The organism is Kordia periserrulae (assembly GCF_003054265.1).
Classification (GTDB): Bacteria; Bacteroidota; Bacteroidia; order Flavobacteriales; family Flavobacteriaceae; genus Kordia; species Kordia periserrulae.
In genome coordinates, this window is record NZ_QBKT01000005.1 from 279,534 (window position 1) to 301,394 (window position 21,861).

The window sequence follows — 21,861 nt, forward strand, 5'->3', positions numbered from 1 at the left end:
ATCGTATTAAGGTAGTTGATCAAATTGTCCTGTGTACACAATAGTGATGTCTATATATTTTGTTCCCATTGTAGAACCGTCATGGAAAAAATTATCAGTGGGTGCTACATAATATTGAAAGGGTTTTAAGTCCAATTTCAATACAGGATAGTCAGGATAAAGTCTATAAAAGTGCATGGCAATCGTATCTGGGTTGAGTATGATTTTTTTTACATTAACTTTTTTACGAATCAAGTTATATGCCTGAATCATTGTTAAGTTGGTAAATATCAAACTACGTGTTTCATAACTCAAATTGATCGTTATTCTGTTTCCTGATTTGTACGCAGTATGAATTTTAAAATGTCTGCTTTGATCGATGTGTAATCCTAAATGTAAAAACTCACCTTCCACATGAAAACTTGTCATCGTTTCTTGATTTGGCAAGGCTCGCGTGATTTTATGAAATTTAAAATTTCCCGTAGAGGAACATTTTTTTAAGAATTCGTGTAAGACTGTATTAATCTTTTTTACTTCCTTTTTACGCGCTTTAAATCTAGGAAAAACCTCATCGGGTGATCTACAATTGTATAAATCCAATAGCATGAAAGCATCTTTTATTTTTTTAGAAACTTCACCGATGTAGATGTTTTTGCTATAATTAGCGAACGTTTCTCCTGTGGCGTCTATTTTTTTCAATTCTGAAGTAGACAACGTTCGCCAAGTTTGCAGTGGAATAAAAGAACCTTCAAAATATTTTACGCCATTGTTTTCAAGTACTTCTCGTGTACCTGTATTTATTTGAATTTGGCTAGAAAGATCATCTATATGACCAAAAACTCGCATTCCTCTTGTTAGTTTCATCTATTTGTTTTTTACTCGATAATCGAGATTTATAATGCTCTGACGCTTGCGTCGAAATGTTTCAATAGTTTCTACTAAATGCTTCGTGGGCTAGCCCCGAAGTAGTTGACTATTAATGCTGTTAGATGGAATTCACCAATATTCATTTTACACTTGTAATTCTTTTTTGAAAGAGACCAATACTTTTTCTACTTCTGGATCGATCTTAATTTCGTTTGGTTCGTCAAAGCTGGCAATAATCTCTTCATACACTAAAGGTTCAATATCAAGTTCTGTAACAGTTGCTGCTGGTAAAGAAGAAAGAATATCATTTTGAATAAACGTGATCAAGCGTACCATATCTTGACAATAGATGGTAGGATTGTTAAATCCATTTTCTTCTGAATATCGTTGTCCTAAAAATCCGCCACCACAAACATCGTATACAGGACAGTTGAGACATTGTTCTGCAACTTTATCATGCGCTCTGTAAAAAAGTTGAAAGGTATCATCTTCAAAAATGTCTTCTATTTGATTGGTATGTACATTAATTTCATTTCGCGTAATACCTTCAAAACAAGCACGCAATGAATCTACCACTTCAATACTTCCGTCAGATTCTAATACAAGCGTGCCATTCGTTCGTCTTCCAACGAGTTGATTTCCAATTTCTTTTTGTCCCATGATGATTTTTACGAGTGTTTCAAACAAGTAAATTTTAGGACGTGTTTTATCTTGCTTCCAAATCTTGTACAGTGCTATAAACCAATCTGCATAGGGTGTGTAATTTTTATCGCTAAGCTTACCTATGTCCATATTTGGAGGCGGTAAATCGTAATGTCCATCTGGCAATAATAAATTAAGATTGTTTACTCCTAATGTTTTCATTTCTGCATACAATTCCTCCACAGGAATGCCTATATTTACCACCATTAGTAAACCTGCCAAGTAGTTTTTTCTTCCCAGTTTAATGGCTTCTGCTACCAAATTATAGGAACCTTTTCCGTTGTGAAACACACGATATGTATCATGATATTTTTCAGGGCCATCAATACTAATTCCTATGGTTATTTGAAGTCTTTTAAATAAATCAAACCAATTCTGATCTAGTGTTACGCCATTCGTTTGTACGGTAAAATAAAATCCAATTTCGGGTGCAGTATTTCTAAAAATAGCAACACATTTTTCAAAATATTCTGGCTTTGCCATCAATGGTTCTCCGCCATGAAATACAATTTGAACATGTGTTGTATTGGAATCTGCGCAATAACTTTTCAGTCTGTCTGCAAAGAATTGCATAGTTTCTAATGACATAAATTTAGGTTGTTTCAAATAGGTTTGATCTCCCAAATTATACATATAACAATAGGAACAATTGAGATTACACCTACTGACAATTTTTAATACAAAAGAAGTGACTTTATACATAATTATATTTTTCTGATTTTTTAAAAAAACTAGATAATCTCTGGTTTTAGAGATTATCTAGTCAACACTACTATCCTTTTGTAGTATCTGAAGCTGGTTCAGATGGTCCAGAAGGATCCATAGGAGCTGCCAACAAGAACGTAGGGTCAATTTGCTTATCATACCCAGAAGCTCTAGAAGCATTTGAGCTTACCGCTACTACTGGACAATCTGCACTTGCTTTACCTCCAAAAATTGCTTGGTAAAGGTCTAGCTGATCCTCATTAGAGTTTTTCAACGCTTTGTCAACAATCTCTTTTGACTTTAAGTTTGAAGTGATTTTTGAATTTTTCTTCATCGTTAAAAGTTTTAAAATGGTTAATATTATTGCCATCAGTAAGGACATGACAATTGCCCTTCATTTTGTAAGTAAAATGAAAAACCTATGTTGTATGTTATTTTTATGATTAGAGACGTCTTTGAATATCACTATTCCCAGGATCTCTATATCGTTGGTCTTTTACCGTTGATTTCCCAAAAGCATAACGCACAGCAAAGGCAACGCTTCTAGTATCGTGATAGTTGGTATCATTGATACGAATATCACCTACACGAATGTCATACAGGTCTTTGTTGCTCCTAAAGAGGTCTCTTCCCGAAAGGGACAAACTAAAGTTTCCTATATTCTTTCGTAATACAATTTCAGTTTCAAGACGATTACCGATTTCGGTATTCACGAGTGTAAAGGGGAATGTGTTTTTGGCGAAAACAGTTAGGGAAAGTCCTTTTTCTTTTGATAAGGTAAAGGCCTGATTCGCCGCAAGGCTATATAATAACGTATTACTGTCAATGCTTATTGTATCATCTGCGTAACTTCCGGTAGTTTGTACGTGCCCAAAAAGTGAGGTCGCATTGATTCGCCACCAAGGCTGTATTTTGGTTGCCATGGTAATGCTTGCAGTATATCTGTATTTGTTTCCGTAATTGGTTTTTCTGTTGATGATAATGTCTTCTTCCGAATTGAGGGGAAGCGAAAATATTTCGTCGTAGGTTTGACTTGCTGCCAATTGTGCAACCAAACGAATTTTTCCTTTGCTACGTGTGTAATTTAATTCTTGACGATAGTAGCGTGATGGATTTAAGAACGGATTTCCTTCAAAGAAAGTTTTGTCGGTCGTATATTCTCGAAACGGATTGACATCCCAGAAACTCGGTCGCGTGATTCTGCTCGAAACAGAAACTACAAAGTTGTGTTGGTTGTTGGGTGCATATTTTAAAAACACGGTAGGGAAGAAGTTGGTGTAGTTTCTGTCTACCACTTGCGCGCCTTCCAATCTACCTTTGGCAATAGTGTTTTCAAAACGTGTTCCTATTTGATATGACCAACGGTCACTTAGTGTGTGATTGACAACCGCATAAAACGCATTGATATTTTCATCATATTCAAAGAAATTACTACGAGTTAAATCTTCAATCCACGTCATGGCTTGTGCGTCTCTGTTGTCGAAATTCAGGTCGTTATCTACTTTGGAGAACGAAAATTTAACGCCAGTTTCAAAAGACAAGTTATCGTTGATGGGCAATTCTAAGTCCAATCGGAAAGACGTATTTTGGATGTCTTGAATGGCAGCGTTTCGAAACCAATCGCGAATATACAACACGTCATTGTCGTCTAACGTAACGACATCGGTTTTGCTAATTCCTGTGTTGTCTGACGAGAATTCTAAAAAGTCCATATCAAACGTCAGCAGCGTTCCTTTTTCGCTAAGTTTCCCTTGATAATTTAGGTTGAGCGTATAGGTACGGTCAGTTGCTTCGTCATTATTTTTGGTAAATGTTAGTGAGTCACTTACCGAATAGGCATCAAAACTTATAGCATCTCTGCGTTGGTTTTCGTCTGATCCAGAATAATCAAAGATCATTCCCACGATATGGTTTTTATTAATTTCATAATCGACACCCATATTTGCCCCTGAAAAGAGCATTTTAGACGTATTTTCTCGGTCAATAAAACGTGTTTGAATGTCTAATGGATTATTTGGTGGATAAAAAATGTCTTTTTCATAATTGGTCAAACGTTCACGATTGCTCAAATAGGTAGTTCCGTAAATATTCCACTTGGCTTTTCTGTAATTCAGATAGATGCTTCCTGCTTCCGAAAAAAGACGGGTTTGGCGCGCACTCAAACTGGCGTTTCCTTCCAAACCTTCTTCTTTATTTTTTTTGGTAATGATGTTGATGATTCCTGCGCCGCCTTCCGCTTCAAACCGACTCGAAGGTGTGGTAATGACTTCGATTGCTTCTAAATTATCGGCAGGTAAACTTTTGAGATAATTCATCAATACTTCGCCTGAAAGTCGTTTTCTGCGATTGTTAACATAGACAATCACACCACTATTGCCTAACATGTCAATGTTACCATCTTCATTAGTGGAAACAAACGGCGTTTTATTTAAGGTTTCCCAAACGCTGGTTCCAATAGTAAGGTCAGAATTTGCTAGGTTAAAGCGGAGTCGATCTGTTTTGCGTTCAATCATGCTTTTTTCAGCAGTGATGACGACTTCGGAAAGCTTATTATTTTCTTGGAATTGAAAGTTTTGGATAGTGTTTTTTGTGATGTTGATAGTCACGAGCGAATCCACATAGCCAATATGACTAAAATTGAGTTGATACGTTCCTTGTTGAAGATTGTTGAGTTTGTAGTAGCCAATACTGTCGGTAAGTACACTTTTAACGAGCGCATCATTCTGAATAAGACTGATAAAAACATCAGGAATGGGCGTTTTTTGCTCACTGGTGACGACACCTTCCACAGCATATTGGCAATGAGCCACCTCACTGCTAAAGATGATGCACATCAATAACATTCCTATTTTTTTCATATGATTTTCCCTTTTTTCGAAACGAAGTAGCTTTTTGTTTATCGTAACTGTTTGGTTAGGACAGCAGGAATTATGTACAAAATTTGAAGCATTATTTCTTTTCGAACTACCGTTACTAACTTACAATAAAAATATTATTTTACCTAAATAAGTGTAAGGAACAATAGCTATTTATAGGTCAAAGATTGACTAATTAAAACAGTTAGAAAAGGGGAAAAACACCTAAGTATGGTGTTTGAGAAGTGTTGAGTAGTTACTGAAATAAAGTAAAAATCCGCTTCTACCTGTGTGGAAGCGGATAGTTTGTATGGCATTATTCGTCTTTACAGCATTCTGATAATTCTGTCCAGTCGCTACGTTTTCCTCCACGAAGTAATTCTGGATTCATGTCAGAGATTTTTAGCTTTTCGATTTTCAGTTTGGTTACTTTCTTTTTTTTCATAAGTTAAAAATTTTGGTTTATAATCAACTAAGATACACAAAGAGGCGATAACTTTGGTTTCGGATTTCCAAAATTTGGAGTTTGGTCTATTGTCAACGAAAATATAGCAGCTGCACCACAAGGATAAGTATTTAGTTTTTAGTGTTAGCTACGAAAAGTCGCTAGTTTTTGAGCTAGCGACTTTTGCTATGAAGAATATTCAAAGTTTTAATAATATAGTTACTATGATAATAATAAAGAAATGAATCTAGGTAGGATACTGTCAACGATAATTACACCTAAAAAAATAAACGCCCTAAAATCAATGCTTTAGAGCGTTATTTGTGGAGTCGGAGAGAAGGAGTTCGAACTTTTTGGAGGAAGATATGGAGTTGATTGTGAATTCATTTTTAGAATCAGAAAAGATATTAGATTAACTCAATTTTTAAGATTGTTATTAGGCATGTATATTTTTTAATTAGAAATATATTTCTTATTTTACAATGTAAAATTACTTACAAATTAGATTTTTTAATGTTTATGTATTTTATTCTTTCTACTTAAAAGTAGGGATAAAAAAAACACTTATTGTAATGACTTAGAAGTTCCATTAAATTTTCAATTTTGGGATTATAAACCTAAAATTATACTGTATGAAAAATTTAGACTCAAAGATTGATCAAGAGAATCAACTAACAAATCGTGTTAAGTCAGCAGAGACAGCTGAGGAAAGTGATTCAACTAGTGATACTCAAGATGGACAGCAAACAAGTAGTTCAAGTAAGCCAGCTGGTGGAAAGGTTAAACCTTTTGAAGATGGAAACACGTTAGCATAAAGGCTATAATTAACAATATAATGCTTTAGGTATTCACTTATCTAAAGCATTATTAAAATACTATCCTAAAACCGATTATTATGATGAAACACTTTTTTCTTGTTTTTTTTTTATACTTCATAACGGCTACAAGTCAAAATCAACATGTAATTGACAGTTTAGAAATTATCATAAATACAAGTAGCGATAATAAAGTCATAGTAGATAGTTACAACGAACTAGCTTGGTTATTTACTGATTTTGATCCTAAGAAAGCATTTAATTATGCGAAAAAGGCTGAGTTATTTAGCGATTCTATTTCATATGAAAACGGTTATATAGATAGTCAAGTTAGAATAGGAGATGTTTATATCGAACAATACAAATATGAAGAAGCGGAACAAATTTTTTTAGAAGTATTGAAGCTCGAAATTAAACGTGACTATAATTATGGAATAGGCAGGGCATACAATCAGTTAAGTCTTATTTATCGAGATATAGAAGATTTTGTAAGGTCTTCTAGTTTTGGAGAAAAAGCCTTAGCTTATTTTAAGCGGGATAATAATGAATATGCCATTGGTATAGCTTTTAATAATTTAGGATATTCTTATTTAAAACAAGATAAACTCGATAAAGCGCTTACTTTTCTTCTTGAGGGACTTGCTATTGGAAAAAAAAATGGTAATCAATCAATGATTGCAGATTCTTTTTTGAACCTAGGATTATTGTATAATGAATTAAATGATTATGATAGAGCTTTAGATTATTTCAGGAAAGGTGAAAAAATCGCAAAAAATAATCAACTGATTCTAATTAACTTTTATAATAATATAGGAGTTGCTTACTTTGAGAAAGGAAACGATTCGCTAGCACTAATTAATTATAATTTAGTATTGGATTTACATAAAGAGTATAAAACTGATGGTAGTGATTCAGAGATATATAATAATTTGGGAAATGTATACTACATTCGAAATAATTTAGACAAAGCTCTAGAAAATTACACAAAAAGTTTGAATATATCCAAAAAAAATGGATTAAAAAATACCAAAGCTGAGGTTTATAATAATTTAGGTAATATTTTTTTTAAAAAGGATCAAAAGCAAAAGGCTTTAGAATATTATTTGAAAGCAGAAGATATTGCAATTAAAACAGAGAATGATAATCTTTCACTACAAATTTTAGAAAACATAAAAAATGTACATCAAGATTTAGGAAATACTTCTAAATCTAATGAATACATAAATAGACTTTTAGAATTTAAGACCAAATCAGCAAAACGATTAAAAAAGCTATTACAAATAAGGACAAATTTTGACGCAGCTCAGAAAAGAATTGATTTACTCAAAAAAGATAAAGAAATTATTTCTGTTGAAAACGAAAGAAAACAAACCTATATATACAGTCTGGTAGCCATAAGTTTACTTTTATTATTATTATTTTTTGCTTCAAAAAAAGCTAGTAAGGAAAAACAGAGGGCACAAGCATCTGAGATAAGACGTCAAGAAATTGAAAAGTCATTAAAAAATCAAGAGTTAAAATCAATTAATACAATGCTTGAAGGACAAGAAAAAGAACGTCAGAGAATTGCAAAAGACTTACATGACAGCATAGGAAATACCTTATCTATGGTTAAACTTCACTTTGAAACTGTGGAAGAAAATATCGAAAAATTTAAAAACTCAGCAAATGAAGAATATAAAAAAGCGATAGAATTATTGGATAAAGCGTGTAATGATGTCAGAAAGATTTCTCGAGAAATGGATTCAGGTGTTTTAGGAAATTTTGGATTAATTGCAGCCTTAGAGGATTTAAAAGAAATTTTAGAATCAAGTAATAAAATTAAAGTAGAGCTTAATATTTACGGTCTTGTTGAAAGACTAGATAACAATATAGAAATTACTATTTATAGAATTTTTCAAGAATTAATAAGTAATATTCTAAAATATGCAAACGCTAAGAATATTATCTTACAGCTATTAGAAAGAGATGATAAGCTGTTAATATACGTAGAAGATGATGGTATAGGTTTTAACTTTGAGGAGAGTAGAGGAAAAGGAATGGGGTTAAAAAATATTGAAGCCAGAGTTGAATCATTAAACGGGACATTTCAAGTTGATTCAGAGTCAAATAACGGAGCTTTTGTTTCTATAGAAATTCCAATAAAAGAAGAGATTTAATTATGATAAAAGTAATTATTGCAGACGATCATGATATCGTTATAGAAGGTGTTAAATCACTTTTGAAAGATTCTAGTAATATTGTAATTGTTGGAGAGGCTAAAAATGGAGAGAGTGCTATTTCTCTCATAAAAAAATCAGAAATAGACATCGCTATTTTAGACATTAGTATGCCAGGTATTTCAGGAATAGATGTGGCGATTCATATACAGGAAAGATATCCTAATGTCAAAATATTAATGCTTACAATGCACGATGATCCAAAATTCATAAAACGAACATTAAGAAGTGGTGCAAGTGGTTATATTTTAAAAAATCAAGTAAAGCAACAATTAATTGAAGCCATTATGGAACTATCAAAAGGGAATGATTATTATGGTAATAAGGTAAAAGATATCATAATGAATATGCATAAGTCTGAAAAGGTATATGGAAATGTAAATTTTACAACTAGAGAACTTGAAGTTTTAAAATTAATTGCAAATGGGTATTCTACACCTGATATCGCCAAAATGTTATGTAGAGCTAAGTCTACTGTAGATTCTCATCGGAAGAATTTAATAGAAAAAACAGGTTTAAAAAACTCGAAAGAACTTATTTGCTTTGCTATAAAAAATGGTTACGATTAGCTATAGAACTTTCTTAGTCTATTTACTACTAGATACAAAAACGGATTAAGTTCAATGCTTTCAAATCCACTATTTTTGAGAGCTTTTCGTACTTAAAAAAATATCTACATTAGAAAAACTTATCCCTACTTCTTAGGATAAAAAAATCAATACATCTAACAATATAGTTTATCAATAATTAATTCAAATTTGTTTAACTATTCAATCAATACTTTACTACACATAAAAATATATAGTAAGATGTTGAGAGTAGGAGGTAGCCTTACCAAATAATTATGAATTAAATATTAATAAATCATGCCTAGAAAAGCCTTAATTGTTGGAATCAATCATTATAATCATGCATCAAAATTGGATGGTTGTATAAACGATGCTAAAAGTGTAAAAAATGTGTTACAATTTCATGGTACTCATCAACGAGAAAGAAATTTTCATATTGACTTAAAAACTTCAGATCAAGAACAAATTACAAGCGGCGGCTTACAAGATGCCCTTTCTTCCTTTTTTCAAAGTAGAAGAGAAATCTCTCTTTTTTATTTTTCAGGTCATGGCTATGTAAGGAATGGGCAAGGTTATTTACTTACTCCAGAATGTAAAAGAGGAGATCAAGGAGTTCCTATGAAGGACATCTTAAGAATGGCTAATGATTCTCCAGCAAGCAATAGAATTATTATTTTAGATTGTTGCCATGCAGGAATTTTTGATAATGACTTTCTTGGAGGTAATTTAACAAGAATTGCAGAAGGAGTTACTGTTTTGGCAGCAGCAACAAAAAAACAATATGCCATAGAAATGGAAGGAGAAGGAGTGTTTACAAAACTGTTTTGTAATGCTATGGAAGGTGGAGCAGCAAGTATAATTGGGGAAATAACTCCAGGAAGTGTATATGGTTATATTGATAAAGCTATGGGGCAATCTGGGCAACGTCCTGTATTTACAACAAAAATACAGAGTTATGCTTGTTTGAGAAAAATAGCATCCCAAATCAATGTTGTTCAACTGCGTAAAATCATTGAATTATTTGAGCATCCCGACATGGATTTCAAATTAGATAGGACGTATGAGTATACCAATACGGAAGAAGCAATCTCTGAACATGTAGAAAAATTTAAAATACTTCAATTATACAATCGTGTGAATCTAGTAATTCCTGTGAATGCTCCACATATGTATGATGCAGCACAAAATGAAGAATCGTGTAGACTTACAGAATATGGAAAATCATATTGGACATTAGTAAAATCTGAAGTTATATAAATATGGAAAAAAACTACAAATATGATATCGCAATATCTTTTGCCGATGAAGATCGAAATATAGCATTAAGTATCTGTTTAGCACTAAAACTAGTAGCCCCTGAATTGATTTCCTATTATTATCCCGAACGGCAAGATAAGATGATTGGAAAAAAATTGAAAGAGGAATTAAAAGAAATTTACCGACATGATTCTAGATGTGTCATAATCATAGTTTCTCAACATTATATAAATCAAAATAAAAAGTTCGTACAAGCAGAAATCGAGGCTTTTATGCCACGCTACTTAATGGAGAAAGAAACTTTCTTGATTCCTGTAGTAATAGATGATACTTCAGTTACGAAAGTTGGGGATGAATTAGATGGTATTACTTGGTTTTCTTGGGATTATAATGCAGAGCACTTGGCAGATCAAATAAAAAGAATATTAGGTAAAAATATTGATGCCAGTTTCACTAATAAAAAAGAGAGTAAAAAAAATAAAAGTAGAGAGTCTAGCCAAGTGTTTGAAGCGAATGGTAATAACTTTCAGAATGATGTTATGTTTGGTAACAATAATACAATTAATAAAGGTAATATCAAATAATTTTATAAGATGATGGATGCACAAGGAAATACCAAAGAGGGTTGTAATGATGGCGAAACTCCTGAAAAAAAAGACCCTGAAAGTGAAGTAGTCGATGTAATAGAGCCGGATCAAACTGTTAATCAAAATACAGGTACAAATGTCGATGTTGATGAAGATAAAAAACCTGATGATGATATTGCGGATAAAAAATTTCAGATAAAGTCTCAGCAAGAAAAGGAAGAGACTCAAAAAATAGAAGTAAATGAAAATACTTTTGAACAAGATGTAATATTCGGGAATCGCAATACTATAAATAATAATTATTCGATTAATGAGCGTAATGGAATGCCTACCCAACTTGAACTTTTGGATACAAAGGAAATTAAGTTTGATGTACAATCATCTTCAAATAAGGCTATTGAATTCATTACCAAGGAAAACTTCATAATAGTCAACTGTGCACACTACGGAATTTCAAATAGTTTGATACAAACCATAGCTCATAATGAAATTTACAAGAATCATCAAAAACAAGAGGTTTCTTTTGATACCTACGAAAGTTCGGATATCGTTCATCTAATAGAAGATTGTAAAAGACAAACGCTTACTAAAGATTCAAATAAATTACTATTATTTATCAAGGATAGTAAAAACAAGAAAACACCAGCATTATTAAATTCACTTCGTAAAAAAAGCTATCATGGAAAGTTAGATGTACAGAAAAGACTAAGCTCAGATTTTCATATTATATACGTAACATATCATGAGGATCTAAATTACTTAAAAGAGTCACCTTTTGATTTTCATATAATTAATACATTTAAAATTTACACAAAAAAGTATGGAATCTCACAAGATCAAATACGAATCATTAGAGATGATCAAAAAGAAAATCATTGGAATCCTGATGAAAGAAATCTTTTAAGAGACTTAGATAAAATCATAGATGATCCAAATTTTGATGCGATTATAAGAAACAAGCGAGAAGAAAGTAAAACTAGCTTTAAGGAAATATTCAAAAATAAGCAGGAGCCCGTAGGTAAATATGTATTATTCGTAGCAACTATTTTCCCTGAATTACCTCCTGACCTTTTTAACAGGTACGTAAGGGTATTGATTGAAGATAAAAAAAAGGTATACATAAAAGATAAAAAGGTCAGCTTGCTTTCTATTTGGCAAGAAGATACAGATTCAATATTAGATGATTGCGGCTTGGAAACTTTTTATGTGAACAATCAGAGTTTCGTTGATTTCAAAAATTCAAATGAAGAGGCGAAGTGCAGAAATATACTTTTTCGAAAATTTACGCTATTTGCAGATCAACAAGCTCGAATTTTTATTGAAAAGCAAGCGTTGTTTACAACAAAAGTATCTCGCCCATTACACAATAGAATACATCCTGTAATTGCAAAATTAAATACATATTTCAAAAATTATTATGGAAACGAAATTTTAGTGTCATGGCTGAAATCACTAGAAAAACAAAGAGAAACGATAGTAGGTTATATAAATAAAGTGCAAACTCTTGAATCACATATTGAAAGTTTGAACAAAAAGAATGACATACTTAAACAAAATAAGAATATTGAAAATGAAGAAGATTTTCTAAAAAAATTAAAAGAACTTTATCCTATAAATTTCAGTCAAGAATATGAATCTCAATTAAAAAAACTTCAATATGTAAAGTTTTTATTTTACAAAGAAGAAGGAATTCCTAATAATGTTTCTATACAAACGACACTCAAACAACTAAATGAGTTAAAAAATTCCTTAGAACAAGAACTCCAAGAAATTAGGTTAAAATTGTATCGTAATATTGATATTCTTGATGAAAATATTTATTTATATGTTGACTTGCTCACAATGATTTTAGAAAATGATGAATCCAAAGAGTTGATTCCTCAATTTTTTTCAAACAGATTTTCAGAGGTAAGTAAGTATAGAGTTATTCTAGACATATTAACCAAATTTCAGATTAAAAATGATTTCTATAATTCTCTAGAGTTTTATAAACTCTCCTTAGAACACAAATCGGATACTATAAATGACTATGCAATACATCAGTTTGTAACACTGCTTCTTAAAGATCCGCTTAATTTTTACAAATACATTAAAGAGATACAGAATTGGTTTCCTGACGTGTCATCTTCTTTGAAAGAGTACACAAAATTGGAAAGAAATATTCTAAAGGTATATCTATTTACAATAACCGATCAAAAGAAGAAAGATAAGTATCATAAGCAAAATAGTAAGCTTATTAAAAGTGATGTATACAAAGCACTATTCGATAATTTTGAGTCCTTAAAAGAATCATTAGAGTTTATTACAAAAATGTTGTTTAATACATACGTTTTTTTCAAAAATGAAGATGATAAAAAAGATGATTTTAGGTCTAGACTGATACAACATCAACTCGCTTCGATAGTATCTTATTGGTATAGTTTGTTATGCCGTATCGGTGAGTCAGAAATAGCTGAAACTCAAATAGCCGAAAAGAAAAAACTTTTGACCGAAACCATTCGAAACATTTTGCCAAAAGATCAATCAAAAAAATTACTGTTGAATTTAAAACAAAACCGAAGAAATTTAAACATAAATGCTTCTAAAATAAAAGATATCAATGAGAAGAAAAAACTAAAGGTAAAACGAGGTTATTTAATTGAATTTATAAATCAACTAAAAAAATAAAGATGGTTAAAAAATTTACAATACAAAATAAAAAGTTCGACATGAATGACACTTCTAGAACTCATATTGACCCTAAAATATTTGAAAAAATAGTACGTACAGTTGCGCCAGATGATATCGAAATAGATGAAGAATACGAAAGATTAATTATTGTAAATGATAAAACAGGAGAACATTTTTATAAAAAAAGCTTGGGCATGAAAATGAGTTCTCTCTTAGGTCAAAAATATAGTTATCATATAATTAATTTTATTGAATTCTCAAAAGTTAAAGATGTTCTATTCGAAATTAGCGATCCTCGTGAAGGCTCTACAATTAAACTTAAAATGTCATTTGAGCTTAGTTGTATAAAATCCAAAGGCATAACAGCAATTCAGTTTTTGAAAAAAAATAAAAATGCATCTGTAGCTATATATAAAATTATAGCAAGTTGGATTCGTAGTTTCATAGAACAACACCCAAATTTCACGAATGATTTTTTTCGATTAGAAAAAGAGCTAAGAGAAGTAATTACAAATCAAGCACAAAGAAAAGGTTTTCGAATCAGAGCCATTCGCTTAGTTCCTATCGGGAATAAAAAAGTTGATATTAAACAACACATTACGATACTTCATGGAACAAAATGTCAGATAGCTGATGATCATATTGAAGTTAGGAACAAAATTGTGGTAAACCTTGTAAATGAAAGAGCTTTTTTGTGGAAAGACATAAAAAATCCAGAGGAATGGATAAAAGAAAAAGCAGATGCAATTATACAAAACGAACTTATAGACAAATCGTTCAAAGATATAGTAGATGAATTTAGAACAGCCTACAGAAGAAATATAAGTGCAAAATTAGATGCTGCAGTACGTGAAATTGGCTATTCCATTCAACACATAATTTCAATACCTAGTGATGAAATAGCGGAGTTTTTAAATGGCTTTGTTTTCAAATTAGGTAATCACGATACGTTTGAAACTAAAGAAGCTGAAATTAAGATAAAAATGAGCGTAACTGTTGAAGGTAAAGGAACTCAAATAAATGGTATTGATAAAAAATATATCAAACCTCGAAAATCAATCATTGAAGATATAAAAAAATTAACCATTGAAACAGTTGAAAAAGAAATGAGGACTGTGGATCCAGCAACGTATTATAGGGAGTTTCATGAGGTGAGTAATAATTTAGAATTAAAAATTAAAAAGCAATTAATTAAGGTTTTTAAACTTGACGAAAGTGATTTAAAAATTTCTATAAGCTTTCTTAAGACAGACTTGAAGGAACGTTTTGATAGGTTATTTGCTGAACGCGGAACTGTTATTATTGAGAGTAAAACAGAAAATATGTATTACGAAATCAAATATGGAGTCCAATTTGTTAATGATTGGCACATATTTCACAAAAATCACATTAAATATCAAAATGAAACTGCCCAAGAATATAATGATATAAGTAATTATATCAAAAATGAAATAGAATTAGAGGTAATGCGTGTTGCAGGTCCTTTAATTGAATTGGCGGATACAAGGAAATTAGATCAGGAAATAGAAAATTTATTTGAGCAAACTCAACATATTATTACAGATGAATTTGGATTGTTGTTAAAAGCTCCACGCTTACGAAGAGTAGCTCATAATGATCTAAATGATAATGAAATTCATGCTGCTGCATTTTTAGAACAGCGCAAACAGATAAGAGAGGAGTTAAAATTAGCGGTATTAGAAGAAGATGATGACTTAGTTGAGGAATTGTCAAAAAAACTGACTGAGTCCAGTGAACGTCTAAAAAAAATATCAGCTACAGACTCAAAATTCATAATCAAAGAGTCTAACGTAAAACAATTAGGTGAAAATGATTCATAAAATCCCAACTACTTCGCTCAATAAGCAAAACAATATCTATCGTGTTTCGGAACAATTAAAAAAAGAATCGAGGATACACCAAAACATTTATTTAATCAAAGTGAGAGGTATATGTTTATCATTTTCAGTATTAAAGAAAACGATACCGCTACTTTATGATTTTTCAAAGTTGCAGCAATGCTTAAAGATTAATAATGTGCATCAATTAAAAAAATGTACGGTATTATTGGTTAAATACAAATCTTTGAAGCCCATTTCCATTCAAATACATAGGAAACTATGATTAAAAGTTAGAGTAGAAATATAATAAAAGTTAATCACACTAAAAGAAAGCAGATGAAAAAACTACTACTATTTCTATCCAAAACAGATCTTGATATTTACAAAGAGTGCCCACAAAGCGCAAAAGATACACAAGTTGGTTTTGGATTATTTGTACTACTTACCGGAATCTTGGCATTTTGTTCAGGAACATATGCAATTTTGAATATGTTTACAGAATTTGATTGGAAAACAGAAACAGTTACCTTCAATACAAGTGGATACGTAATAGCTCCATTGTTGGGAATTTTTTATGCACTAATGATTATCGCTATTGACAGAGAAGTAGTAGCCGCTAAAAGTAAAACTACAGCACTAATGCGTCTATGTTTAGCAATAGTGATTGGAATTATAGTAGCTATACCAATTGAACTAAAACTACTTGAAGGGAGAATTGAAAAGCAACTTATTCAAAACTATAAAATTGAAAATAGTAATGAAACAGTCAAAAAGGAAACGGCCTTTCGTGATTTAGCTACAAAAAAGAGTCGTTTAGAAAAAAGAGTAAATGATGCACAGGAAAAAGTTGATTATTGGTCCAAAATTATGACGGAAGAATTAGCAGGTAGAGGAATTAGTAAAAAAAAAGGAGAAGGTAAAGTTTATAGGGATGCTAAGCGTAATATGCAACTTCATCAAAATAATGTTAAAAATGAAACAGCTCGACTTACTAAGTTTTTAGAAACAGAATATAGAGATGAAAAAGAATCAATTGAGAAAAAATTTGAAAAAGATCAAGTAGTGCAACAATTCGATTTGCTATCAAAGTTCCAGGCACTAGAACAAATTGTTGAAGAAGATAAAACAGGTAGTACTTGGTGGATGAGCTGGGGAATACGAATCCTATTTGTTTTATTTGAAATCATACCAAGTCTCATAAAAATTATGACGCAATCAACGGAATATGACTCTATGATAGAAGCGAGAAGACGTATGAACATTCAACTCATCAATACGGAAGCAAACAGAGCATTGGAAGATTTGGAAAACGATGATTACACTGGACAAACAGTTGGAAATTATGCTCCTAAAAAACACATACATCAAATCAAAACTCGAATAATTACATAGCATTTTTCTAGTAAAAAGTTACTAGATATAATTCCTAGAAAATAATTAAGAATAGTTCTTTTTTTAACTAGATATTAGTCCTGTTTTTTTAATAATAATTTTTCAATTTAATGAAATACAGGTATGACGTAGCTATTTCGTTTTCAGATGCTCAAAAAGATATTGCAGTTGGTATCCATGTAGCACTAGAGAAAATGAAAATAGAATCTTACTATTATTTATATAGGCAAGAAGAAAATATTGGTATTGACTTAAAATCTAATTTGCGAAAGCTGTATGAAGAGTATGCTAAACTAGCAATAATTATTTTTTCCAAAGATTATTCTAAGGGAAATTTTACCAGATTAGAGTTGAGTGCAGTATTAAATAGATTAAAATTAGAACCAAGTTATTTAATTCTAATAGTTTGTAAAGGAGCTAAAATCCCTAAATCCCTAAGTAAACTAACTTATATTGAGTGGAACTCTGACCCTCTAGCAATAGCGAAAATAGTCAAAAAAAGGCTTCAAACTAAGCCTAGTGTTAAATCTAGCGATATAAAAGTATTTCCAAATGTAATTACGATTGGTAGAAATAAACATGAATCCTTTTTAGCTGATCATAGAATTGATCCAATTACTAGACAATTAATTAGAGTTGGAGATAAAGTTGTCGTTTGCGAAAAGTGTAAATTGGTTTTTTTAAAAGAAACTTGGATTGTTTCATTAAATGGAATTCATTGCAATCAAAATAAAACTTTGAAAGAATTGCCGCTAAAAATTGATTTTCCGAAAATAGAAATAGAGAAAATTAATCGAATGATGTCTTCATTGAATTTCGAATTATATACTAGAAATACAGGTTTTTTTTTTTGAAGAAGTTTGTTGTAGCGAAAGTGAATTAATTTTTAAATTAAGTATAGCAAAGAATGTTTCATACTCAATAGTCATTTATTTTCATTCAGTAAATACCGAAACGTCTTCTTTATCTCAATTAACTTTAAATACTGGATTACTGATCATAAAAGTATCAAATAAGAATAAAGGGATAATTGTCAACTGCGGCGATGTTTCATATATATCTTCTGAAATAGGTTTTCTAATAAAAAATAGTGATTTAAAAAATGAATCTATAATTGTTGATTTTTATAATTCATTAATCAAGATTATAAAAAAATATCAAGATAATTGAGATGGGTATTTTAAGCGATACATTAAAAATAATCAAAGAAAAAGTTGAGAGTAAACAAGTAAAACTTTCATCTCAACTTTTAAATGAAGTTGAAGAATATGTTGTTAATAAGTCAACTGATAAGAGTATTGGATTTGAAATAGTTAAAAAAATTCTAGATGAAATTTTTGAGTATAAAGATAAAGAAATACAACTCGCGAAGCTTGCTAATAAAACAGACCATGATGCAGTTCAAAGTTTTGAAAAACTAAAAGCAATCCTAAAATCAGAAAAAAAGCCTTTTCAAAAAGATAAATCTAAGTATTTTATTCAATATTCTTTCTTTCTAATACTAGCAATATTGTCAATAATATTGCTAGTATATTTACTAACACTTCCTATACTAAATAAAAACTTATTACCTGAAAATACCTCTGGGCAGATAATGTATCGAATTTCATTAATAGTGCCATTTAGCACTATTATAGCATTACTTATATACCAGTATATGAATGCTCTAAAGCATTATCATAAAGCATGTGAGTCTATACATATAATGGGAAGTTACCCAGCCATTATAAAAGCTATATGCTCAAATGAAAAACAAAAACAAAAAGCCAGTGAGCGTTTGTTCGATATATTATTTGATTGGCAACCAAGACCAAGAGGATGGAAATTAAATAAAGCTTCAAAACACAAAAAAAGAAAAAAGAAAAACAAATAGATTGATGATTTTTTCTAGTAAAAACTTAGGAGAAACAAAATCAGTAGAAGTAGTTATAAAAATCATTAAAAACCTTTGGATATTTGAATAAGCAAAATAATAATTCAATGAGTTTCTTATCTAATATTTGGAAGCAAATTCAACATTTCTTCTTTACTGAAGACAAAGATGAATATCGTACAAATTCACAGACAAATACTAGTACAAATGTTGTAACTCAAAACAGAAAAAAATTTACAATAAATAATGTTTCTAAAACTTCCACAGGTTCTGAAGGATTTAGAGTAGTGTCAGAGAGTCGGCCCAGAAGTTGTATTTATTGTAACTCAAAAGGCACTATTATAAAAAAAGACAATAAATGGCATTGTTCAACTAATAGAAACGGTTGTGGTCATTCATGGTAAAAAATACAAAATGAAAAAATTTACAATAGAATCTATCAATAATATTGAAAATAATCCTACAGACCGACAAGAGCGAATTTCATGGTGGAGTCAAGAGCGATTGAAAAATGCGAAAGTTATGGTTGTTGGAGCTGGCGCAATAGGAAATGAAACCTTAAAAAACTTAGCATTGATTGGAATTGGAAATATTTTAATCGTAGATTTTGATACTATTTCAACATCCAATCTTAGTAGGACAGTGCTTTTTAGAAAAGAAGATGTGGGAAAGAAAAAAGCAGAAGTTGCAGCAAAGCGAATCAAAAAAATGGCGTTTCATGACGATATTCAAGTTTCATGGTTTCATGGAGACTTAGTGTGGGAATTAGGAACTGGAATCTATGAAGAAATGGATTTGGTATTAGGCTGTTTAGACAATGTGGAAGCAAGAATATCTATTAATAGACAATGTTGGTTAAGCAAAACTCCTTGGATTGATAGTGGAATGTATGAACTAGGAATGCGAGTAGAATTCTATAATCCCCCAAACGGGCCATGCTATCAATGTAATCTTACTCCTAAGCAATTAGAAAATGCGAATAAGCGATATTCTTGCGATCAGGCAAAATTAAAAGCGTTTGCAGAAGAAAAAATGCCTACAACTCAAATAACATCTGCAATTGTTTCAGGTATACAAGTACAAGAAGCTGTGAAATTCCTTTGTAGTCAAAAAGTAGAAGTAGGAAAAAAGATATACTTTCAAGGAAAGAATAATGATTTTGATATTTTCTCAAAACAAGAGGATCCGCATTGTACAGCACATGCAGAATACCCAAACGTGATTCCAATTCCTGTAAATGCGAATCACACATTACACGAGTTCTTACAATTAATTACAAAAAAAGAGTATTCTGGAAAAGGCGCATCTTTAGATTTTAGAGGTGATCGAACATTTGTTAAAACAGTATCCTGTAGGATATGTTTCTCTGAGATACGCTTAATGCGACCAACGTTTAGAATTTCGGCTGAAGAATTTATATGTAGTAGCTGTCGATTAGAAGGGAAATTTTTTTCAGACACAAATAGTTCAGTTGAAACAGTAAAAGTGACACAGGATATATTCAATTTAGAAAATACTGATGAAGAATTACTTCATTTTACATTAAATCAAATAGGAATTCCTTTTCAGCATATTGTAGCAGTAATAGATAAGGAAGACAACTATGCATATTACAAACTAAATAATAAAGAGACAATTTTTAATAAAATTTAATACTAATAAAAACGAAAATTATGGCAGATGTAACAGTAAGCTTTATTCATCCAACAGATGGGAGAGTAATAAGTGTAACCTTAGACGATTCAATGACAGGACAAGATGTCATCGGAGAACTAATCGCAAACGATTTTGTTCCACCTAGTAATGAAGGCTATAACCTAGCTATAAAAGGAGGAAAACAATTGGACAACCAAAGAACCTTATCCGAAAATGGAGTTGAAGACAATCATACACTAAGAGTGATTCCAGCTACAGATGCCGGATATAAGTAAACTATTAAATCCAAAGCGATGATGACACCTCAAGAAATTAGAAAATTACGCCTAAAAAATGATTACAAAGAAATGGTCAATATCAAAGGCGATATCATTACTTGGGAAGCTATAAACGGAAACGTTCCTTACATTGAAGCTTACAAGGTTACACTAAAAATAAAAGGAATCACAGGTAAAGGACCAACATACAGAGATACACATATTGTAAACGTTAAGATTCCAGCAGATTATCCAAGAGTAGCACCTGAGGTAAGAATGGAATCGCAGCCAGTAGTTTTTCACCCTAACTGGTACCGTGATGGAAAATGGTGTTTTGGGACTTGGATAATGTCTGAAGGATTAGGTCATCATATTGTCCGAATGGCTAGAACATTACAATATGATCTTGAAATTACAAATGAAGAAAGTCCTGCAAATAGAGAAGCAAATAGTTGGTTTTTAAAAAAGAAAGGAGGAAATATTTTCCCTTGTGATACACAACTATTACCCGATCCTACGAAAGAAAAAATGAATTTTTCTATGAAACCTAAAAAAAAGTTCACAATCAATTAGTATGAGTAAAGGTTTTGATAAATATAAAGTTTCTAGTGAATACGATGTAATTGATTTCACAAAAATAGCATTTGCCGAAAGAGAAAAAGAAATTATCTCCAATACTCAAAAAATCGATACGAAGAATAGCTTGTATATTTCTTCGTCTGCTAAAGAAAATATCTTTAGTCATATAGGATGGGGAAAAGATATATCATCAAACTCAGTTGAACAAGGAGGGTTATTAATAGGACATTCATACAAAAACAGAAGTGATAACTCAATTATTGGGCACGTAGAAGTAGCGATTCCCGCAACGACTGCAAAAGGTTCAATGACGTATCTAGAATTCAACCATGCTACATGGAAAATGATGATGGATAAACTTGACGCTATAAATGAAGCCACTATAGAAAGAGATTTACAAATCATCGGCTGGTATCACACACATCCAGGAAGATTATCAGTATTCATGTCTGGAACTGACATGAATACTCAGAGGAAAATGTTTTCGAAAGAATGGCAGTTTGCAATTGTTTTAAATCCACAAAAACAATTTTGGAGAGCATTCAACGGACGTAATGCAGAAGAATGTAATGGTTACATGTTAAGCAAGTAAA

Annotated in this window: 19 protein-coding genes; 14 read left to right on the top strand and 5 right to left on the bottom strand. The window is 31.2% G+C overall.

Going from position 1 to position 21,861, the window contains the following annotated elements; all coding sequences use genetic code 11:
- Positions 1-6: 6 nt before the first annotated feature.
- From C8N46_RS12315 to C8N46_RS20980, 5 genes are all read right to left on the bottom strand, one after another.
- Complete coding sequence (locus C8N46_RS12315) at positions 7-843, bottom strand: hypothetical protein (protein WP_108115200.1); 837 nt, start codon at positions 841-843, stop codon at positions 7-9.
- A 147-nt stretch (positions 844-990) separates the two neighbouring features.
- Positions 991-2,250 carry a radical SAM protein gene (locus C8N46_RS12320; protein WP_108115201.1) on the bottom strand — a complete coding sequence of 420 codons (1,260 nt, stop codon included), beginning with the start codon at positions 2,248-2,250 and terminating at the stop codon, positions 991-993.
- Positions 2,251-2,320: 70 nt separating this feature from the next.
- A complete protein-coding gene (locus C8N46_RS12325) occupies positions 2,321-2,587 on the bottom strand; it encodes a hypothetical protein (RefSeq protein ID WP_146169810.1) in 267 nt (88 codons plus the stop codon).
- 109 nt (positions 2,588-2,696) lie between these two features.
- On the bottom strand, positions 2,697-5,111 hold the full coding sequence (locus C8N46_RS12330) for an outer membrane beta-barrel family protein (protein ID WP_108115203.1): 2,415 nt from the start codon (positions 5,109-5,111) through the stop codon (positions 2,697-2,699).
- A gap of 313 nt (positions 5,112-5,424) precedes the next feature.
- The gene (locus C8N46_RS20980; RefSeq protein ID WP_262498078.1) at positions 5,425-5,553 is read right to left on the bottom strand and encodes a hypothetical protein; all 129 of its coding nucleotides are present in this window, start codon (positions 5,551-5,553) and stop codon (positions 5,425-5,427) included.
- Between the two features lie 632 nt (positions 5,554-6,185).
- On the opposite strand from C8N46_RS20980, the gene C8N46_RS12335 reads away from it, so the two are divergent.
- From C8N46_RS12335 to C8N46_RS12400, 14 genes are all read left to right on the top strand, one after another.
- Complete coding sequence (locus C8N46_RS12335) at positions 6,186-6,368, top strand: hypothetical protein (RefSeq protein ID WP_108115204.1); 183 nt, start codon at positions 6,186-6,188, stop codon at positions 6,366-6,368.
- Between the two features lie 80 nt (positions 6,369-6,448).
- A complete protein-coding gene (locus tag C8N46_RS12340) occupies positions 6,449-8,527 on the top strand; it encodes a tetratricopeptide repeat-containing sensor histidine kinase (protein ID WP_108115205.1) in 2,079 nt (692 codons plus the stop codon).
- Between the two features lie 2 nt (positions 8,528-8,529).
- Positions 8,530-9,156 (top strand): response regulator, encoded by a 627-nt coding sequence (locus C8N46_RS12345; protein ID WP_108115206.1) that lies wholly within the window; start codon positions 8,530-8,532, stop codon positions 9,154-9,156.
- A 297-nt stretch (positions 9,157-9,453) separates the two neighbouring features.
- Entirely contained in the window at positions 9,454-10,413 is a 960-nt protein-coding gene (locus C8N46_RS12350; RefSeq protein WP_108115207.1) for a caspase family protein, read from the top strand.
- 2 nt (positions 10,414-10,415) lie between these two features.
- Complete coding sequence (locus C8N46_RS12355) at positions 10,416-10,997, top strand: toll/interleukin-1 receptor domain-containing protein (RefSeq protein WP_108115208.1); 582 nt, start codon at positions 10,416-10,418, stop codon at positions 10,995-10,997.
- 9 nt (positions 10,998-11,006) lie between these two features.
- Positions 11,007-13,667: a ligand-binding sensor domain-containing protein gene (locus C8N46_RS12360; RefSeq protein WP_108115209.1), complete on the top strand. Its 2,661-nt coding sequence runs from the start codon at positions 11,007-11,009 to the stop codon at positions 13,665-13,667.
- Positions 13,668-13,708: 41 nt separating this feature from the next.
- Complete coding sequence (locus tag C8N46_RS12365; RefSeq protein ID WP_146169811.1) at positions 13,709-15,511, top strand: hypothetical protein; 1,803 nt, start codon at positions 13,709-13,711, stop codon at positions 15,509-15,511.
- Between the two features lie 336 nt (positions 15,512-15,847).
- Complete coding sequence (locus C8N46_RS12370) at positions 15,848-16,903, top strand: DUF4407 domain-containing protein (protein WP_108115211.1); 1,056 nt, start codon at positions 15,848-15,850, stop codon at positions 16,901-16,903.
- Positions 16,904-17,013: 110 nt separating this feature from the next.
- Positions 17,014-17,757: a toll/interleukin-1 receptor domain-containing protein gene (locus C8N46_RS12375; protein ID WP_108115212.1), complete on the top strand. Its 744-nt coding sequence runs from the start codon at positions 17,014-17,016 to the stop codon at positions 17,755-17,757.
- 317 nt (positions 17,758-18,074) lie between these two features.
- Positions 18,075-18,776, top strand: a complete 702-nt coding sequence (locus tag C8N46_RS12380) for a hypothetical protein (protein WP_108115213.1) — start codon at positions 18,075-18,077, stop codon at positions 18,774-18,776.
- A gap of 414 nt (positions 18,777-19,190) precedes the next feature.
- On the top strand, positions 19,191-20,429 hold the full coding sequence (locus C8N46_RS12385; protein WP_108115214.1) for a HesA/MoeB/ThiF family protein: 1,239 nt from the start codon (positions 19,191-19,193) through the stop codon (positions 20,427-20,429).
- A 20-nt stretch (positions 20,430-20,449) separates the two neighbouring features.
- Positions 20,450-20,707: a ubiquitin-like domain-containing protein gene (locus tag C8N46_RS12390; protein WP_108115215.1), complete on the top strand. Its 258-nt coding sequence runs from the start codon at positions 20,450-20,452 to the stop codon at positions 20,705-20,707.
- Between the two features lie 18 nt (positions 20,708-20,725).
- Positions 20,726-21,262 carry a ubiquitin-conjugating enzyme E2 gene (locus C8N46_RS12395; protein WP_108115216.1) on the top strand — a complete coding sequence of 179 codons (537 nt, stop codon included), beginning with the start codon at positions 20,726-20,728 and terminating at the stop codon, positions 21,260-21,262.
- A 1-nt stretch (position 21,263) separates the two neighbouring features.
- Positions 21,264-21,860 carry a Mov34/MPN/PAD-1 family protein gene (locus C8N46_RS12400; protein ID WP_108115217.1) on the top strand — a complete coding sequence of 199 codons (597 nt, stop codon included), beginning with the start codon at positions 21,264-21,266 and terminating at the stop codon, positions 21,858-21,860.
- The last annotated feature ends 1 nt before the right edge of the window (position 21,861 follow it).